This is a genomic window from Pseudomonas donghuensis (assembly GCF_000259195.1).
Classification (GTDB): Bacteria; Pseudomonadota; Gammaproteobacteria; order Pseudomonadales; family Pseudomonadaceae; genus Aquipseudomonas; species Aquipseudomonas donghuensis.
Genome location: NZ_AJJP01000209.1, coordinates 1 through 19,394, shown reverse-complemented (window position 1 = coordinate 19,394; position 19,394 = coordinate 1). Strand labels below are relative to the sequence as shown.

Below are 19,394 nucleotides of genomic sequence, written 5' to 3'. Positions count from 1 at the left end.
CAGTGTCCGGGATTAGTTGACCACTACAAAACAACGTTGATCACTGAAGAATTCGCTCCATTTTCAGGCGTTGGCTACTATGTTGCCTCCCCGCTTGGGTGACAATTTATTACCGCCCAAGCGGGGGACTAAGTCACTCAAGATGACCTAATTCATTGAGCAACTTATATAAGTCGGCCACTCCCCACTTTGCTGCACGTGAGCAGATGAAAATTTTTCTATCATCTGTAATACCTGTTCGTGAGGGGAAGCGTTGAAGTCGAAGCCCATCTGATCCCTGTACGGCATCCGACCACGCCAGTAGCCCATGCCCTGATCCAGCAGGATCTTGCTGGTCTTGCCCGACATCCAATTCACAGTGATGACTCTGCAGTGCAGCAGATCGCGGGGGCTGTTCATGACGTGGATGTTTGGAGCGATATCGAACTGACTCTTCAGCCAGAGCTCGAGAATTGCCGCTTGATCGTCTACGCGCATCCAGTCATGGCTGAGCAGGTAGCTTGGCTGGCTACCGCTCGGCGCCAGAGTCTGCACTGCTAGCGACTGCAACTGAACATTCCGGAAAAGTTCCAGGAAGCTGCTCAGGAGCATCAGCGACCAAGGCGACTTCAGGTAGCGATCCGAATAGCTGACAGAGACGGCCTGATCATTGGCGAGCAAAGTGGCCAACTCCGGCATCTGGTCGTCGATAAACGCGGCGATGCGTTTTTTCAGAGTGTTGACTGGGCCATCGAGCTGAGAGGTGACTTCGACGATGCGCGCGCCTTGCGGAGGCTGGCTCCAGTCGCTGCAGTCGATGCTGTTGCCCGCAGTCGCAGGCATCAGTTTGCTAGTGGCCCAGACCACATCGGCATGTCCTTGTAGCCAATTGGCTCCGGGCTCTCCGACGTTGTTCATGTTGCTGTAAAGGCTCCGGGCGCCAGCCTGGTCTGATACTTGGGCAACCAGATAGGGAGCTTGCAACGTTCCGGTTTGCAACTCGACTAGCTCAACGCCCAGACGGGCGAGCAGTGCCAGGGTTTCTTTTTGCTCCGCGTTCAACTGCGCCGACCCAGCAATACCGAGGCGGACCTTGAGTCGTTCGGCAATGGCCCAGGTCAGCACCTGTTCCCGGAAGCGAGGATGGTCGAGATCCCAATCCGCACAGTCGCCGTGGAGGCACAGCAGAATCGCTGCTGTCGGATCTCGGCGATCCAGCGAGTTGATGGCGGCACTCAGTTCGCGCAGTGGGCCAACCGAGCAATAGCGCGCGCCATGCAGGCCAGCAAATGTATCGGGCAGCCCCAGATGCTCAACCAGCCGGGATTCGTACAGCCACCGCAGTGCCAGCTTGCGATCCAACTCTTCACGCTCGACACGGCTGTCCTGGCTGGCCAGGCAGTGCGAGCAGACATTCTCGCAGTTGGCCGGGCACTGCAGCCGATCCAGAGCCTTGCCCAGAAGCAATGCTATATCGCTCAGGCCAGCCAGCACGAAGCCGGCCCCCCCGCTGACTTCATCGAACAGCTGAATGACCGAGCGGCCTTGCCGGGTGTCACGGTCGCGGTCGAGACGATGGCTGAAGCCCATTTCGCTGCTGCCGATACCGAGCCGGTCGGCGATCACGTCGCGCATGGCAACGCCGAGCGTTGTCGCAATCAGACGGCCCTCGGGAGTGTCGGGAAGCCAATCACTTGTGAGTGGATTTCTGAGGAAGACCTCCAGCACATCGGTACGGATCTGGTAGCCCAGGTGCAGACTGGCCTTGACCGCTTCGCCCGAACAGTCGCGCTCCTTGCGGCTGCCGGCCAGTCCGCCAACCGGGCGGTGAGCTTTATCGGGTTGCAGATCCCTGGGCACTTCGCCCGAGGCGAGCATGGATTCCGCGCGTCCACAGGTCATGCAGACGGCATAGCCCATTTCATGTTCGCCGGACGAATGATGGAAGACGCCGCCGTCATGGCCGAAGCGCACGAAGCCGCAACGCTGGTCGGGTAGGGCGATGCTTTCGCCATTCAGCTGGATACGCGGTCGCTCGACGCGTATGAACTTCTGCGAAGTGACGTCGTTGGTGGTTTCCTCGTAGAAGTCGGTCACGAAGCCACCCGGACGCAGCACCATGCGACGCTCGCTGGGTGGAATAAGAGTCGTGCAATGCGAGCAGCACAGCCCCTCGTTATTGGCATAGGCGTTTTCGATCACGCCCGTGTTGCCGCATTCAGGGCAGCGCCAGGCGATGTCGAATTTCTGTGCTTCGTTGACCTGGCCGTCGGCATGCCACTGCAGGCTAACACCGGCAGAGCGGTAGACGCGGCCATCGATCACCACCTGAGCGCCGGGAGCATATTCGCGAATAGCGATGTTCAGGCTGCGCGAGGGCATTTCCTTGTTGTCAAAGATGCTGTCCTCGCGACTGGCATCGCTTTTCCGCTGCTGATGCAGGAAGTCCTCTACGTTGTAGGTCTTGAGGCTCACCACGTCAGTCGGGAAGCCATAGCCCGGCAGGAATGCAGACGACGCCAGATAGCGGAGCAGGTACTCGTTTTCATGGCGCTGCTTCTCCAGCGCCAGGGCCTTCTTGTATGGCCCATCGCTGGCGGCCTGCAGCTTGTGGTTGATATTGCGATACTCGCCCAGCCAGCGCTCCTCGAGGCCGCGCAATGCCAGCCGAGTTTCGCCGGTGATCGAGCTGAGCGAGCGACCTTCCAGGCAGGTGCCGCGCACCATCTGCTTTACGGCAAAGTCAAATTCATCGGGGCTTGCCGTGAGCCAGGCCATGAACTGCTGACCGGGTGAGTCGTCTGGAGCGAAGAACCAGTGCAGGGTCAGCTTGGTACGGTCGCCATCATTGCTGCTGTTCATGCGCAGGAATAGTGCCAGTAACAGCGAGTTGACGTGCCGCTGCACGATCCGCGCAGAGCTGAGGGTGATGCTCGGTGCCGGAATGGCAGTCACGAACGGCCATTTGGGATTGGCGAAGGCGCGCTGGTTATGCGGATCGGCCTTACACAGCGTATAGGCGATGGCCCGAGCCTCGCTGCGTCGCCCGGCTCGACCGGCGCGCTGCAGATAGTTGGCCGGATGTGGCGGCAGGTTGTTCATCACCACGGCAGAGATGCCGCCGATATCCACGCCCATCTCCATGGTGGTGGAGCAGTTCAGCACATTGATATCGCCGCGCTTGAAATCCTCGACATAGTCATCCAGCCGTTTTGCCGACTGCTGCGCCGAGTGTTCTGCGGTTCGGTAGTAGAAGCCACCCTCGACCGTGCGGTCGCTGATATCCGTCCACAGGCTCTCCTGGCGCAGCTGGGCAATGACGGGGTCTCTTGCGACCACCTGACGGATCTGTACCTGCTTGGGTACCGGGGAGCCGTCCGGCATCAGTGTACTCAGGGCGGGAAGCGGTGTCTTTTGGCAGCGGTAGTCCTGGCTCAGCAGTTTTTGCGGCAGATAGGGTGTCAAACCACGGAAGGTGGTATCGAAAATGCGCCGGGTCAAGGGGCAGACCCAGCCCTCGTTAGGCAACGAGAAGGTGAGGGTTTCCAGGCGCAAACGATGGCCGGTGTCGGAGGACTCCAGAATGCCGGCATTAACCAGCGCCAGCCACGCTGCTTCGAGCCAGCTGTTGATCTTGTCAGCATCCGCATTCATGGCGCGATTCAGGCCGGTTGCCAGCTCGAGCAGCTTGATCAGGCGGTGGGGCGTGCCCGGCTTGATCTGCGGCCACTTCCTGATGGTGCTGCTCTCCTGCACGTCGCTCTTGGGCGAGTAAAGCGCCTTGGGACTGAAGCGGCTCCCCATCCAGCGGCGCATCTTGTTTTCCATCGGTATGAAGGTGTTCTCGCGGACGTAGAAGTCGAGTGCCACCTTGAGGAAGTCGCGCCAGTCGTCCAGCGTCAGAGCGCTTCTGGAATCATTTGCAGCGCTCAGGGCGGGAACGGCGCGGGTATCGACCCACAGCGGTGGAGTCGTCGTCACCTTCTCCAGCTCCTGGTAACCGACCTTGATCAGTCCCAGTGTTTCCATGCTGTTCTGGTTCTTGGGGCGCCGGGAGAACTCGCGGGCCAGCAGCAGACGCGCCATGGTCAGACCACCGTCACTACCATCGAACAGCGCCGGATTAGCATAGCGGTTATAACGTAGGATGAACTGGTCGATATCTCTGCAGGCGGCAAGCGTTTGCGCCAAAGCCTGCCAAGAGATTTGTAATGGTTGTGTTGATGCAGGGGTCAGCGACTCAGCCTGCAATCGTATCTTTTTCGCTTCATCATGCTGATTGAGCTTTTCCAAAAGATTGGCAGCGTCAAGTAGCTGCTGATACCCGGCCGGGAGCACGGGTTGCAAATCATATTGCTTGGTTTGCGCGTTCCTCAGTGTTTCAAACACCAGCCCGCGTAGCCGGGAGCGTTCCGCTTCCTGCTGCATTCTCACAGCCATACGCGCGGTGCCTTGGCGGCTGTCGGTGAAGGTGATCAGCTTGCGCCCGCGCCCCGGCAGTTCCTCGGGAGAGCGGCCTTCGCAATCTGACTTGTCAGGATCAGGACAGAACTCTATGACGGTCGGGACCGCGTTGGCGATGTAGAACGGCGCGCCGAGGTAGGCCTTTCTCAGAAAGTCGCTGGTGCCCAGTGACGAGTTGTCGCAGAGGCTGCAACAGCTGTCTTTTTCCTCAGTGAGCACAAGGTCGATGTTGCGGGGCGCATTCACTGCTCCTAGCTTCTGGCTTTCCAGATCGAGGTTGATCGAGAAATAGGGGCCATGCGCCACCGGTAATCCGGCAACGATCAAACGCGTGCTCATGGCATTCGGCGTCAACAATTCGGCTGGCGCATCCTCGCCACCGTTTTCGTGATTGAGCGCGAACTCATCGCCGGCATAAGGGCTGGGCTGGTGCAGCTCGCCACTGCGATCTTCTGCCAGCAGGTGCGGCGTCTTGCAGTCATCGCAGAAGCCCAGCTCGTATACAGGCGCATGACACACGCAGCGCGCTCGCTGGGTCACATAGACGTTACCGAAGGGCCAGTCCTGCAGATGAGTAGATTTGGCACTACACTTTGGGTCGACGCAAGCCCAGATGCCATGCAACATGCGCTGGAAGAGGTGGACTCGCAGCTTAAGGAACGGCAGCTGCTGCTCGGCCGGATGAGTACCGGTCATGATGTCGAGCCAGTCGAGCACCTCCTGCTGCTGCTCGAGGGGGCTGCCTCCCTGCAATTGGTTAGAAACTGCGCCAATCAGGTCATCAAGATCTAGGGGCTTGCCGGAGCTGACTACGGCATGCCGAAGGCTCCTAGCAGTGGTGCTACCGCACAGGGCCTTGAATCGTGCAGCGGACACTGCCGTTTCCGGCTCAATGGCCCTGATAGCCTGCGCGGCGATATCGTTGCTTGGTGAATCAAACTCAAGGTCGGGCCAGACACGCGAGCCACCAATTACTTCTACTTGGCCAAGCGGGACGTCCGCTAAGTCGGCCAAATAGCGTTTCAGTCGTTCTTCCGCATCGGCCCCGGCGATGGTCGCCGATGTGGCGATGAAGCGAATCTGCTCGGATTGCCGGCCGAAGGCCTGGACCACTCTGCGCAGCAATAGGGACATTTCCGCCGCTTGGGAACCCACATAGGTGTGTGCCTCATCTAGGACGATCCAGCGCAACGACTGTTGCTGGCGCGAGATTTCCAGAATCGGGTTGTCGACCTGACGCACCAGCATGTACTCCAGCATGGTGGCGTTGGTCATCAGGATCGGCGCTGGTTCCTTACGTAGCAGTTCCCGGGACAGGATTTGGTTGGGCTTCTGTTGCTGCTCCTTGCGGACCTTGTCGGCGCGCTCTTCAGTCTTGCCGTTGTACAGGCAGAAACGGATGTTGCTACCGTATTTTCGAGTCCAGGCGTCGAGACGCTCCTGTTGAGAGTTGATCAGGGCATTTAGCGGGTATAAGAACAGAGCGCGAATTCCCACCAGGGCTGCCTTGTTTCGCTCTTGCTCCCGGATCAGATCCTCAAGGATCGGCACCATAAAGCATTCCGTCTTGCCCGAACCGGTGCCGGTGGTGATGACCGCCGAGCGGGGTGTTTCGTCGAGTAGAATGCGCCAGGCCTGTAATTGATGAGCATAGGGGTGTGCCGTTTTCGGGAAGTCGTAGGCTGGCGCATTGGCCAGCGTGTCGAGCAGGCTGGGCGACAGCAAGCCCTCCAACGGCAGATCTTGCAGTCGCAGCTTGGCTTCCCGCCAGCCAAAGGTATGCTCGAATACCGGCGGGGCAAGGAAGCAGCCTTCGGCCCCCAATGTGCTCACCATGCTTTCGCTCAGGTGACGACGCAGGCCCGGATGATTGATGGCTAGGACACCGAGCGTTGCCTCACGGGTGCGCTCAAGACTTTGCTCGATCAGGTTCCTGAAAAAGCGCATTGCAACTCCTTATGCCTCATCCTGCGAGGCGAGCAGATAGGACACCATCAGGGCGTGCGTCGGTATAAACCAGCCCTGACGGTCAAAGTCGGAAACCAGGCGAATGGCAAATTTCAGATAGGCCGGTGTCGTCGGGAGGTCGGTGATTCTGGCTTTGCCGGCGGTGACGAAGGCCATGAAGATTGGCAGGTAGGCGACGGCGTCGGTGAACTCCATCAGCGAAAGGGCTTTCACCAGAGGGGGGAGCTGTTGCCTGTCGATCCATCCGGAAAGCTCGCTACCGAGCAGGGTGGGCCAGTTCTGATTGGACTCGTGAAGTCGCCGCAGATCCTGATACCAGATAGGCAGAACACTTTCCGGTGGCAGCCTGGTCAGCGAGCTGCGATTACCGGTGCTCAGATAATCTCCCAGATAGTCGAAGCCGGAAACGATGCAGCGCAGCACGTTGGCCCGGTTCGAAACGAGATTGTTAACCAGCGCTTCGGGCAGCCCAGTCAGGCGCATGCTGTCGTGAAAGAGTTTGTAGGCCTGTACCCATAGCGGAAGTGGGACGGCCTCCCAGATGACAGCAAGCTCGTCGCGTATGCGTGCGCAGAACGACTCATCCATTTCCAGCCGGAATACCGCAAAGCTCAGTGCCTCCCGATTGCGCGACAGGGCTTTCCAGGTTTCGAATGACGACAGCGGCAGGTGGCGGTAGTGCTGCTTCAGGTCGGCCAGATACTGCCAGCCACTGTGGTGGAAGTCGGCCGCCATGATGGCAATCTGCTGCTCGATGACATGCGGATTGTGCTGAGGGTGGAAAAGCTCGGCGGCTCGGTGCAGCGAGCACACCTCAGGCTCGGACTCGAGAATGTTGCCCGGTGTGATATACAGTCCCGGACGGAAGCGAACGCTCGACTGTTCGCCCGGATAGATCAGCCATGGCCCCTGAAGTTGCATTTTTTGCGGAATATCGAAGCATCCGGTGCCCACCGTCTCGCTGGTCTTTTCTGTCAGCTGCAGCGGCGTGCGCTTGGGATCGGACAGCAGCATTGCCTCGGCCTGAACGCCATTCAGCATTGCAGTATTGGAGGTATTGCAGATATAGAAAGCATACCGCCCCTCCCACTGGAGTTGTCCGCCATAGCGGCGGATATCGAGTTTTAGCAGTGGTTGCTCGGTCTCCAAGGAAAGCCTGATGTAGGCATCCTGTTCGTCAACTGCACTAAGCATGCTCTGCATGTCGCTCAGGTAACTGAAGAGGTTGAGCATCACAGGCGCCGTGCCTACCCAGATGCTGAAGGCGCGTTTCGGGTGCGGTTGCTCCGTACAGATCAGCTCCAGCTCCATGTGGAATGTCTGGCCTTGCGGAAGACCGGAGGTCAGCGCGATTCGGTAGCCGATCAGCTCGGCCAGTGTCAGTTCGCGGGTCCGCGACGGATTGCCGTACTGGTCCAGAAGACGCGCCCCCTGATAGGGATAGGGTAGGCGGAGCTGAATGGGAGGCAGGTACTGGCCGGCCTCCAGAATGAAAGTCGTGGGGGGATTCTCCTCTTGGTGGCGCAAGTGCAGAGCATGTTCGGATTGCTCTACTGCCAGGCTACCGCTGACGACCTGAAGATCAAGCAGATGTGTGCCTTTGGGTAGGAGGCGTGCGGGCTGCTGTCCCAGTCCAGGTAATAGGGAAAAGCTGAACTCCCTGGGCAGGACGCCAAAGCGGCGCTGCAGCAGCGTTTTGCCAGAGCGGTTGCGCAGGGTGTAGCGGGCGAGGCCATAGCTGCTGTTGCGCTGACGGTCCAGCCGCTCGCCGTTGACGAACTCGATCAACTCATCTCGGGTATGGGGGTAGCCTTCGGGCAGGTCAAGGCGTGGCCAGCCTAGGAAGACGATTGAGGGGGCGCTTTCGTAGAGTGCGAAAACGCCTGCCAGAGTGGGTTTCCAGTCGTCGTTGCCAGCCTGATTTAGCTCGATCTGGTAGTGGTCGGCCCCCTTGGCCAGAGACAGGTTCGAGTGTGTCTCCAGCCAGCGACCACTCTCCACATCCTGTGCCAAGGTGTTTGGCGCGGCCCCTTCATTTGTGATGAAAAAGTCCTGAGGAATACGAATCCGAGCCAGTCCGGACGCGATCGAGCAACTTGAGGTGGCCACCAGTTGCCAGCGCTCGGAGCGATTCTCGAAAACCAAGGGAGCTTCCCGGTAATCGAGTGCGCTACCGTCGAAGAACAGACAATGGACCGTGCGGCCGTTATCCAGCAGGCGCAGGCTCAATGGCTCCTCGAGGGCACGCCGCTCCAAGGTGACCTGAGGGTTGGCGAAACGGATTTTGATGCCATCTGCGGTGAGCTGACCATAAACGGCGGCACCACGGGCCAGCAGCCGGCCGCCTTCGTAGTAGGCTAGCTCCAGACGGGTGCTACCCAGTGTCGTGGGATTGATCGCAACGGTTGTTTCAGGAGGCAGGATCAGATCGGTGCGGATCGACCACTGGTGCAGCGGGCCATGCAGGAAGTGCTCGCAGGTGAACGCACGCACCTTCTCGAGTACCTCCTTGCGCTCTTGACGTTTCTGGCCGGCATCGCGCAGCCAATCGTTTAGCAGCGTGCGGGCATTGCTTTCATCCAGTGGAACCGGAAAGGCATCTGTCCAGTCGGGAGCCTGCTGGTCGAGGTAGGTGGTCGGATCCTGCTGATCCTTGAGGGGGTAGTGTTCGACTAAATACATGAGCTGGTCGACGATGCCTGCCAGCAGCCGGCGCGTTTCCAGGTTGCGGAAAGCGGCCGGAAGTCCCTCCTCGAAGTCGGCCATCAGGTCAGCCGTGGTCCTACGGTTGCCCTCGGTCCGATAGAAGTGCTTAATGCCCCGGCGTACAGCCCGCCCGAAACCATGTGACTCGCTTTGCACTAGCGGCCAGGGCAGGCCGCCCTCGGTGAACAGCGAACCTAGCCAGTCTCGGCCACTGTCCCGGAGACGTATCGGCCTCTTCCAATAGGTCAGCCCCTCGTTGGTCAGCGCTGCATGCTGTTGCGGGGTCAGCGAAATCCCTAGTTCCGTCTCGGCTCCGGACCAGGACCATGAGCTGTTGTAGTTGCGGCGATATTGTTCACTGACGAAAAGGGAGAAGCAGGCACCCAGGTGTATTGCATACAATGGGTTATCCACTCTTCTGAGTTGCTCCTTCAGCAGATCGAGGAGTGATTTGTACTCTTCCTCGGACACTTGATAGCTGTAGAGAGGTTTGCCATGTGGTCCTTTGAACAGCTCACGATTGAGCAGGAATTCGCTGAGCCAAGCTTTCAGTGGATTTTGAGCATTCGACGTTATTTTTGTGAGCATCAATAAGTCCTTTTGAAATCACTGAGTCCTGAAGGACTCATGGGATCACTTGTCCGAAAGCGGTGAACTTATCTTCTTCTGACCTGGGGTGAGCGACCCTGCCACTACAACATTTGCCGTCGCGAGGTCAGGTCGGCTCTGATTAAAATCTCCCGAAATGACAAAATGCCATCATCCAGTTGGAAGCGTCAAATTTTCACCATACGAAGTCGGGGGTAGGGGTCAATTAGCCCAAGCTCAGAAATCAAATTTGCTGATCAAGCTTCTCCGACGCGCGCTTTCTCAGCTCGTTCAAGGCGGTGCGGATGGCGTTCTCATCGGTGCATACAGATAAGTCCAAAGCTTCTGCGTAGGCGCGATAGCCAGGGCTGCCATCACATTCGAGCACCTCTCCCATTGCTGGATAGTACGTCAGGTCCCAGACCTGGCTACGCCAGTTGTATGGCCCTTTGTGAGGTTCCACGCATTGGAATATATAGATGCGCAACTCACTTCGGCTGTTCTCGACGATTGATGCTTCTTCGGCGTTTTCACCATTGCCCGTGTCGTTCCGGACCCAAACGTCGAACAACAGATCACCTTTCTCATGGCAATGCTCGGGATCTTCCTGCCCGCCGTTACGAAGCCATAGCACGGAAATGTCGTTGAACGGCAGGAAACGTTGCCCTGCGCTGTTGCTGACCTCTAGCCCATCCAGCCTCCGGGGCACACGATTTCGCGGTATCTGATTGTAGTAATCGGCGCCCAGCTCCTCACGTATAAAGCCCAGTAACTCCAGAATCCGCTGTTGATAATCAGCCAGCAGGCGATAGGCCTTGCGCACATCCAGAAGCGCGCTGTCGATTGAGGTTGCAGTGGTCAAGATAGTGAGCTCCAACGAGCAATGGGGAATTGGGTGGTTTGAATAGAAGGTGCAGAAAGGTCCGAGAGGAAGCGGAATGTCGCTACGCGGCTCGGAACTCGCTTGGCGGTAATGGGGCCAGGCGCGAAAATAGGGGAGCGCGTGGAGTCAATCGATACCGAGGCCAGTTGACCCAACCAGCGCCGGGGAAGAATACGCAGCCCATGCCATTCGTACGCGGCAGCAATATCATCTAGGAGACGCTGAAGACCTGGCGATGAGTCCGTCGATGCCTTGGAAATCGCTGCCTCTAGAGCCTTGAACAGTTGATACCAGCTGCAGCACGCCAACTCGTAATCTGAGCCTGCACCGGACAGTTCTTCCTCGATTTGGGATTCCAGCTCAGAGATGCTTTTTTGCGTGTAATTTTGAAGGCCACCAATGGTGAGGAGTATCGAGCCTTCACCCAGGTTTTTGCCTGCCCAACCAGCCCGCAACTCATTTGCCAGCTGTACAGCATATTGCTGTTGGAGATCGTCGTGGCGCTTGGCTTCGATCAGCAGCGTACGCTCCGATCCGTACAGCACCACATCGGGTTCGACGCCTCGTTCGTCAAGCCACCATGAGGGCCAGAACTCGAAATTCTCCAAGGTGCCAATTGATCTGTCTGGTCCCAACAGTTGAGCGAAGAAGCTATCACGCACAGATTCGGGTAGGTAAATCAGGCGCTCGAATATGGTAGCGGTAAGGATGTCTTCCGCCCCGGTGGCATCTCCCGGGCGTAAATGCTTACCTTCAACGCCGCTACCTCGGCGCTTGCCGTTCAATATTGCAGTGAGCATGTTATCTCCAGCGCGAAGCACCAAGGGGTTTCATCGTGCGATGTGAGCATCAGCGCGATCCCTGTAGGTCAGGATCCAGAGCCCGATCAATCTCTTCAAGGCAGTCCCGGATTTTGCTCAGCGCCTGGTTGTAATGCGCATCTGTCGCTTTGTCACCCAGTTCAAAAATGCACCGTTCATGTTTAATCTGGTAACCGCTTGAAGCCACATAATGCCCAGCCCAGTCAGGAACCTCCCGCGGGCTTGAGGTGAAGTCGGGTAGATGCCTTGTGAACAGGGTGGTATCAGCGGCAAGGAAGTAGGGAAAAACACCAAGCCAGGTGTGCTTGTAGAGTTTGATCCAGAGACCGTCGGGCCATTCTTTTACCCGCACGTCCAAGTCATACTGCTTTTTGTCGACATTGCATATCGACCTCGTTTCGATCCTGCCGGCCCAGTCGGCAAACATAGGCGCGGTTTTAACCTCGGTTTCCAGCCATTCGAAGCGCTCTTGCAGCTTGCGATTCTGGCAATAAACGAAATGGTCGTGGATTTGACGATACGCCTCTTCGTGTTGCTGGAATATCTCCCAGCACAGCTGGTTGAGCTCGGTGTTTCCCGACAGGGTCTTCTCGATGTGAGCGACAAACTGATGGATAAACGGGAGGGCCTTCGGATCTACGCTTGTCTGCTGACGTAGCAGCTCGGCCACCTGTCCATAGGATTGGTAGTAGACCGGGGTCGGGGAGTCTGGGTCGATCGTCGGAGACGCCCGGCCTTTGGGCGTCAGGTACACCAGCGCCCTGTGGGTATAGTGGGGGAACAGGTCCTGCAATGCTTTCTGGTAGCGGGCGACCTGACGGCTCTGGTCCAAGGCCCATATTTTGTTTTCGATTGCGATCACCAGTTTGAGGGACGGGTAATCGAGCAAGATATCGATATGTTCAAGTTCCCGCGCCACGTTCGCGCGCACGCCAGCAGTGCTTGAAAGTACGGCTTCCGGGAGGGGATTGCGCTCGCAACGGCAGCCCAGAAGCGACCTTACATAATCATCTCTGAAGGCGCTGCCCATGCCATGGGCTTCCCGATCGCTCAAGAGCGAGGCAATGATGTTCGAGTGGACCAGCTCCTTTGTGCTCACGCCCATGGCTTTGAAAAGATCAAAAGCCTTGGTATAGCCCGTCAGGGTATTAAACGCTGCAGATGCGGACATTGCTGCTAGATGTTCAGGGGCGTCCATGTCTGATTTTTCTCTATGAGTAAGGCTTGTGCGTCCGTCTTGCCTACGCTGGCAATGCCAATGTGTCTTCGTGCGAATGACGGTGGTTGACTACTGAAGCAGAGCAAGCTGTAGAATTCTGCCGCGCCTTGAGGCAAATGGCCAGTATTGTGATAGTGCTCTCTCTGACCAGATTTATTGGTGCCAGATGAGAACGATGCGTTGGCCGAGTCCTGCGTCATGTACAAGTTCTCACCTTTATGATTCGGAGCTCCTGCTAGTCAAGCTTCTCGCGAGTCCGCCGATACCCCCGCGGCAGACGTATGTCCGCCTCAAGGGTCTGACGTCTAACTTCAAAGATGAACCGAGGAAGAAACAATGGCGATGGAATCACCTGCGCTACTGCTGACCGATCTGAACAAGGCATTGCGTCGTCTACGCGGTGCCTGCACCGACCTTGGTAACGAGGAAATCGACGAGAAACTGCTTGAGGTGATGCGCCGCCTACTACTCGCCGAGGTGCTGGGTAATACCTGGATCGTTGTGATGGGCGGCTCTCAGGGCGCGGGCAAGACGACGCTGATGGCGAGCATCTACGAGCTGCGCGGCGATGGGCCGAGGTGGCTGCAGAGCAATGAGGGCCGCGGCGAGAAAATGCCGGTACTCATCCTTGAGGTAGAGGGCCTCGAGCGCGCTCAGGGATACGTTCGCAGGCTGGTTCCGGACGCGGCGTCGCAGGGCTACAGGCTGGATGACTTCGAGGTGGATATTCCGCAGTTCCAGCGCGCCATCTGCGACCCCAATGCCGAGGATCTGCTGCCGATCCTGAAAGTGCCTCGCCGCTACTTCAAGCGCGATAACCAGGCGTGGCTGCTGCTTCCGGGGTACGAGAAGCAGGAGCGCGACAACCGCGCCTGGCAAGAGCTGATGCGCCAGGCGATGATCGCGGCAGGTGGGTGCATCATCGTGACCGACGAGACGCGCCTGGCCAACCAGCAGCAGCTCGAGATCGTCCGGGACATGCTGGAGAACGAGCTCAAGGGCTGTAAGCCGTACATAGTGGTCTCCAAGACCGAGGCGCATCGCAACGATCCCAAGCGGCAGGCCGATCTGCGCTCAACCGCCCAGGCGACATTCCAGGTGGCGCCCGAGCTGGCCGAACGAAATATCATTCTGAGCGGCACCGACGATGCCGAGTACATGGAACAGTGGATGCCCCACCTGCGTCGCGCCATAGACGACCTCAACTTCACCGGGGAATCGGATCGCCACTTCCAGATGAGTCATCTCTCTGAAATCGTGGGCAAGGATTTAACACGTGTGTTGAATGCGATCCGCAGCAAGGCACGGCTGTATTTCACGAGCGACAAGGCGAGTGGGGTTGATGGCGCTGAAGTGCTGGAAGAGGTTTTGGGCAGGTTCGATGAGGCAGCAGCGGAGCTTCGGAGTCAGCATAATCAGCTTGTGAGCAAGCTGGCTGGGGAGGCCTTTACCAAAGCGTCCGATTCAATGAACCGTCGGCTCATTGCCGATCACGAGGGCTTCGGCAACTGGTTGTCGAATGCCTTCGATACCACCAGCCAGACCAGAATGAAGATGCAGGATCTCGTCCAGGGATCTTGGCGCGAAGCGGCGTCGGCGTTTTTTCACAACTACTCGCAAGGCGTATCGTCGTTAACGGCGAGCAAGCTTGAGCGATTGCCCGAAGAGAAATCGGGGGAGGGCTCGGGCGTGCGTTTGCCACAGGCGAAATCCCAGAATCTGATCCAGATGGGCTTTGTGCACGCATCGGGTCAACCCGTTCGTTTCGAGAAGCTAAACCCTGAAGCGGTCAGTGATATCAGCATCCTTCTGGGCAATGGCCGCCGGGAGGCCTGGCAGGCTAACCAGGATGTCAGCAAACAGGTGGGTGCCAGTGCCGAGCTGATCCCTGCGATGTCGCTGGAATACACCCGTCTCATCTTCGCTGTGCCTGAGGTCGTTGGTGTCAAGCAGGACTTCGTACCCATCGACAGCACGTCTGGCGCCAATGCTGTCTCAGCGAGTGTCGACAACCTCAGGACAGGCGTCGAGCTTGGCAAGACTGCTATTCGTTCGCTCGCCACCGTGCTGGCGGTAGACGTGGTCAGCGATGGAGACTCCGACATACTAGGCGCGCTCTTCGGCAAGACGGCTGGCGCGGATGCGGAGGACGCAGGGGATGCGGGCGATTCAGGCAGCTCAGGATCGGAGACCAAGCTCCCGATGCCGCTCACCCTGCACCCCGCTGCAGTGGCGGCCACCGCAGTTGTCGCGGCTGCGTATCTGACAGGTGTGGCGGTAACGCGGATTCGCAGCATTGAGAAAGCAGCAAGCGCCCAGGCGAGGGTCATGCTCGGCACGGTTCATGACCACCATGTTGAAAATCTTCGCACGTCCTTCGATGAGACCATGGCCGTGGCGCGCGCGCGCGTCTGCACGAGGCTGCGTGCCCGCTACCGCATGGACGAACTGCTGATGCGCAAGGACCGGCTTGCCAAAGCCATCGCCGATGTCACCTCGATCACCAGTGACTTGCGCTACGAGTTGGACTCGTCGGCTTCTGGCTTGCAGCTGTTCATCGCTGACCGTGGTGTCTGACATGGCCAAGCAAGCCGTGATGGACCATTGGCACGCTCTGCAGGCACATCAGTCGGACTGGGCGTTTCGTGCCTATGCGCGGTTGATCAAGACATTGAGCAAGGACGTCCAGGAAAAGCTGCAGCTCAAGGAGGAAGTGGCCGAGCCCTATGTGGTCATATTCGGCAAGACCCAGGTCGGCAAGACCACGCTGCTGCTCGACCTGATGGGGATCGACCGGGCCCAGTTGGGGAGGGTCTCGCAGGTCATGCGTGGTGGGCGCGAGGCGGGCAAGTCGGCGACGGCCACCGCCATGGAGTATTGCCGCTCGGCCAACGGCCGCTGGGGACTGACTCTGCACTCGAAAACGCGCTGGTTCGAGGCCGAAGCCGACGTTACCCGGGCGCTTGGCCGGCTCAGGGAGGACATGGAGGGCGGGCGACTGGTTGCAGAGTCGCCCTGTGTGGTGCATATCCCATCGTCTTTCTTTGCCAGCCAGGTTGCCGAGGGGCCGAGCATCCGCATTCTGGACCTGCCAGGCGACAACCCTGCCAACGCGGCAGAGCAGGCGCATGTGAACCATATGGCGAAGACTTATCTCCCCTTCGCTGACCTGGTGTTGCTGGTTGGCCGGGGCGATGACCTGGGCTTCCTGCGGCCGGAGGCGCTGACGCTGCCTGGAATCGAAGACTGGCAGGCCATGCCGCACCGTTTTCGCATTGTCACAACCTATTCGTACTTCGCACAGTCGATCAAGGACGCAGCTCGCGAGGATGCGAAGTACGATGCTTCGAAGTCTCGGCGCCGTCTCATCCAGCAGATCGAGCTCTTCGGTCGCCTGAGCGATCAGGCCCAGAATGAGCACCTGTACTTTCCACTGGAATTCGGCACCAGCTGGATGAGCATGCAAAAGAATGAGCCGGAACTGCATGCCCGGATCGCGCCGTTGATTGCCGGACTGCGCAGCGAGTTGCTGGAGCAGATCTCGCAATCCACAAGCCCGGTTGGCCGCCTGCGTAGTACGCTCGATAGTCACTTGGGCGTCAGGTATATCCAGAAGAAGAAGACCGAGGCGGTTGAGCAGACCCTTGAGCAACTGGAAAGCAAAAACACGACGCTTGTGAGCGAGATCGCCATCTGGACCGCAGCGATCAAGAAGGCGCAGGATAAGTTGAGGGTGGCATTGCAAGGCTTGCAGACCAATACATTGGTAGATGGCATTAAGTTGATCGAGCACGCAGCCTTGAGCCCAGTGTTCACTGTCTTCGGTAGCTATCCTCCCAAGGAAGGTGCGGTCAAGGATGACTGCGAGACGCTCAGGACGTTGGTTAATGACTATTACAGGCTGCTCAAGGGGATGCGCCTGGAGGTCAAGGGCAATCCCCGATTGTCGAAGTCCTGCATGTATTGGGAAGGCGTGCGCAGGCTCGTGAATGAGCCTGGCTTGCGGGTGATCGAGGATATTATCGACGACGCGTTCAGCTCCATTCGCTACACACTCGCGGACTACACCTTCGATACCTATCTGTTCTCATCAAACTATCAAGAAGATTTGAGGAAGGTTCACAGCGCAGGCAGCGAAGCCCGGCACGAATTGGTCCGCCTATGGAAAAGACATTGGCTCGTGGCATTGACGGCGCTTGACCAAGCGTTCAAGCGCGACATGAAGGCGCTCGAAGCCAGCCTCGAACTGCAGCGGCACGAGCAGATGCTTCTGATCAAGCAGCGGGAGCGAGTGGAGCACGAAACCGCCCTCAAGCACGGCGAGTTGCAGCGCATTGCCCAAACCTCGCAACAAGACCTCGAGCGGTGCGAACGCTTCGTTCACTTGCTCGATGAGGAATACCTTGCCGAACTCAGCCAGCGGATGAGCTTGGCGATGAACGAGCAAGATGATTGTGACGCGTTACTGCAACTGCTGGCCTGTATGCAATTGAGCAACCAGCGGGTAGAACTGATGAGACTAAGCCAAGATGGCCGGGCCTGAAAAATGAGTACAGCTGCAGAGATTCACAACAAAGAAAAGACCCTTGCCGAGCTGATGGTGAAGATCCTGAAGGAGCCTCTCAACCCACTCGAAGCCTCGATCAAGGCACTGAGTGGAGACCTTGCGGACACACGAGATTCTATCACCGAGATCAACGACACCTTGGGCGCCTCCGCGGACGATGCGGAAAAAGCCACGAAGTCGTTGCTGCAGGCGTTGCGCAAGATCCGCGAAGAAGACGTCCCATCGTTGCTCACCAAGCTTCAGAAACACATCACCGACCAGAGCGCGAGTGACGCTCGTGCAGTCGAGGCCTTGCTCGAGCACTCTACGGCCGTCCACACCTCTAGCGTGAGCTCGACTGAGGCCGTGCTGCTCGATGCGCTCGCTGGGGCGACCCGGCAGCAGGGGGAGCTGGCGCAGTCGATCGAAGCGCTGCGTCCGCACATCGAAAGCTCGGCCGCTGAAGTGTCGCGCCAGCTGTCGTCATCGCATAGCTCAAGTGTCGCTGATTTCAAGGCAGCGGTCATTGGCGTCGGCGTTCGCATCGCCGAGCAGCAGCAAGCTTCGCAGGAAACCCTCCTGGCAGGGCTGCAAACACTGGGGGGTGAAGAGCAAGCGGCCAAGGTCGAGGTGGTGGAAAAGGTCTTGAAAGAAATTGTGTTGAACCGGGAGTTCAGCAAGAGGATCAACTCGGCCTTGGCGGCGCAAGTCAGCACCCTGGGCACGGACGTGGCAGGTTTATTAACCCGGCTGTCGACGCAGGTCGAGGCCGTGGCGGCTGAAAACCAACGCGTTGTGCAACAGTTCTCGGCAGCGGCCAGGGGCGAGCAAAGCGCACTGGTCGCGCTGCTGACCGAGCAGAATGCGGGTTTAGCGGCGCAGCTCTCATCCAGCCAGCGTCATGTGAAAAGACTGACAGTCATCACGGGCGTGTTTTTCGGATCGATGCTGCTATATGCGGGGTATGACATCTGGCGAAATTTGCTCTGATTGAGCAGGCCGCAATACGCTCGGGTGAGAAAATGTATCAGGGTTATAATCGGCCCGTGGTACCTAAGCCATTGCGCCGGTGACTCTTATTTTACACCTTCAGTTTTTAGCTTTTCGCATGTTTAGTTCTGAGCGCTATTGTCAGCTCGGTGCAGTTCAGCGCAGTCTCAGTCGTAAACCGAGAGCGATGATTGGACTAGACGATGGGATTTGAGACACGGCTTGATTCGAGGGTTGTATGGTCAATCGAGGCAAAGTCTGGTTCTCGGGGGCTGGTGACATCATGAACATCTCCAACATAGCACATCATTTAACATAATATACATTATGCGTAGTTACCTATAGAGGCTTGGCCCCCGTGCCAGGCTGCTTTTCACCAGGTGTTCCGGCTGACCAGGTCGAATTTCTCGTGTGCGAGAAAAACACCGTCACAAGCATGGCTATGGTTTACATGGTTCATCAGCGGCATCGATTCGAATGTTGGCACGTGCAACGACGGCTATCGCCTCGACAATATGAGCTGCGTCACCAGTCTCGTATGCATCGGCCAAAAAGACATCTACGGCCTCTGGGTCAACCAGCGCGTCTGCTGGATCATAATCATGAATCGGCTCTGTCATTTGATCACCTGGGAAAAATATGAAGCCAGCATCTGGCTCTGAAAATAAACGCTGGAACGTCACCTGCAAAGACGCTGCTGATGGACTGGCAACCTGATCGTACCTTTGCCTGACGATTTCGAGCGGCTTTCGGATTAACCACTGGTGACAAGCTGGACATGAAAATACAACCGGACGGCACGATATCCCTGGCACCCGTTTGTTCGTAGGTTTTATTCAGCCATTCAATGCCAGATGCATCTACAGCCCTCAGACTACGCGGCCTGTTACCGATTACGCGTGCATTCACTGGACGCTAATCTCGGTCTTTTTGAGAGATGGCGTTCAAATTTGTTAGATATCTAACATGGATGAGCTACCCCTGGATCATCTGGTGAGCTACCCTCTCCCACTAATATCAATAACTTATAACTCAACTAAATAGTCATTTAGTTGAGTTATAAGAGTCAAGCAATACAAGGGGCCGTGGCGGATAGCCACAGGCCCCCTGCTCCTCCTCCGGCCTCCTGCCAACCACAGGCCGGAATTCGGCTATCTGGGCGCTACCGAGGGTGGTTTCCATACCGCCCTCGCCTGTCACTCGTGCGCTGCCTCAGGCGCCGCCAAACAC

At 57.8% G+C, this 19,394-nt stretch carries 9 protein-coding genes; 3 read left to right on the top strand and 6 right to left on the bottom strand.

Annotated elements, in window-relative coordinates:
* Window positions 1-147: 147 nt before the first annotated feature.
* The 5 genes from UW3_RS0102040 to UW3_RS0102020 all read right to left on the bottom strand — a co-directional run bounded on the left by UW3_RS0102040 (window position 148) and on the right by UW3_RS0102020 (window position 12,607).
* Window positions 148-6,390, bottom strand: coding sequence for a DEAD/DEAH box helicase (locus tag UW3_RS0102040; RefSeq protein WP_010220503.1), 6,243 nt, complete (start codon window positions 6,388-6,390; stop codon window positions 148-150).
* A gap of 9 nt (window positions 6,391-6,399) precedes the next feature.
* Entirely contained in the window at window positions 6,400-9,705 is a 3,306-nt protein-coding gene (locus tag UW3_RS0102035; protein ID WP_010220502.1) for an STY4851/ECs_5259 family protein, read from the bottom strand.
* A gap of 244 nt (window positions 9,706-9,949) precedes the next feature.
* Window positions 9,950-10,567 (bottom strand): hypothetical protein, encoded by a 618-nt coding sequence (locus UW3_RS0102030; RefSeq protein WP_010220500.1) that lies wholly within the window; start codon window positions 10,565-10,567, stop codon window positions 9,950-9,952.
* Entirely contained in the window at window positions 10,564-11,388 is an 825-nt protein-coding gene (locus UW3_RS0102025) for a hypothetical protein (RefSeq protein WP_010220498.1), read from the bottom strand. Before UW3_RS0102025 ends, UW3_RS0102030 begins: the two co-directional genes overlap by 4 nt.
* A 49-nt stretch (window positions 11,389-11,437) precedes the next feature.
* Window positions 11,438-12,607: a PDDEXK-like family protein gene (locus UW3_RS0102020; protein ID WP_010220497.1), complete on the bottom strand. Its 1,170-nt coding sequence runs from the start codon at window positions 12,605-12,607 to the stop codon at window positions 11,438-11,440.
* Window positions 12,608-12,964: 357 nt separating this feature from the next.
* On the opposite strand from UW3_RS0102020, the gene UW3_RS0102015 reads away from it, so the two are divergent.
* The 3 genes from UW3_RS0102015 to UW3_RS0102005 are packed head-to-tail and all read left to right on the top strand — an operon-like array spanning window position 12,965 to window position 18,164.
* Window positions 12,965-15,205 (top strand): sugar kinase, encoded by a 2,241-nt coding sequence (locus tag UW3_RS0102015; RefSeq protein WP_010220496.1) that lies wholly within the window; start codon window positions 12,965-12,967, stop codon window positions 15,203-15,205.
* Window position 15,206: 1 nt separating this feature from the next.
* Window positions 15,207-17,171, top strand: a complete 1,965-nt coding sequence (locus UW3_RS0102010; RefSeq protein ID WP_010220495.1) for a hypothetical protein — start codon at window positions 15,207-15,209, stop codon at window positions 17,169-17,171.
* Window positions 17,172-17,174: 3 nt separating this feature from the next.
* Window positions 17,175-18,164 carry a hypothetical protein gene (locus UW3_RS0102005; RefSeq protein WP_010220494.1) on the top strand — a complete coding sequence of 330 codons (990 nt, stop codon included), beginning with the start codon at window positions 17,175-17,177 and terminating at the stop codon, window positions 18,162-18,164.
* Window positions 18,165-18,604: 440 nt separating this feature from the next.
* Here the strand turns inward: UW3_RS0102005 and UW3_RS28015 are convergent, their stop codons facing one another.
* A complete protein-coding gene (locus UW3_RS28015; protein WP_232531856.1) occupies window positions 18,605-18,853 on the bottom strand; it encodes a helix-turn-helix domain-containing transcriptional regulator in 249 nt (82 codons plus the stop codon).
* Window positions 18,854-19,394: the final 541 nt, after the last annotated feature.

Coding starts and splice junctions, on each gene's coding strand:
- UW3_RS0102015 (WP_010220496.1), top strand. CDS start 12,965: ATGGCGATGGAATCACCTGCGCTACTGCTGACCGATCTGAACAAGGCA.
- UW3_RS0102020 (WP_010220497.1), bottom strand. CDS start 12,607: ATGGACGCCCCTGAACATCTAGCAGCAATGTCCGCATCTGCAGCGTTT.
- UW3_RS0102035 (WP_010220502.1), bottom strand. CDS start 9,705: ATGCTCACAAAAATAACGTCGAATGCTCAAAATCCACTGAAAGCTTGG.
- UW3_RS0102010 (WP_010220495.1), top strand. CDS start 15,207: ATGGCCAAGCAAGCCGTGATGGACCATTGGCACGCTCTGCAGGCACAT.
- UW3_RS0102040 (WP_010220503.1), bottom strand. CDS start 6,390: ATGCGCTTTTTCAGGAACCTGATCGAGCAAAGTCTTGAGCGCACCCGT.
- UW3_RS0102005 (WP_010220494.1), top strand. CDS start 17,175: ATGAGTACAGCTGCAGAGATTCACAACAAAGAAAAGACCCTTGCCGAG.
- UW3_RS0102025 (WP_010220498.1), bottom strand. CDS start 11,388: ATGCTCACTGCAATATTGAACGGCAAGCGCCGAGGTAGCGGCGTTGAA.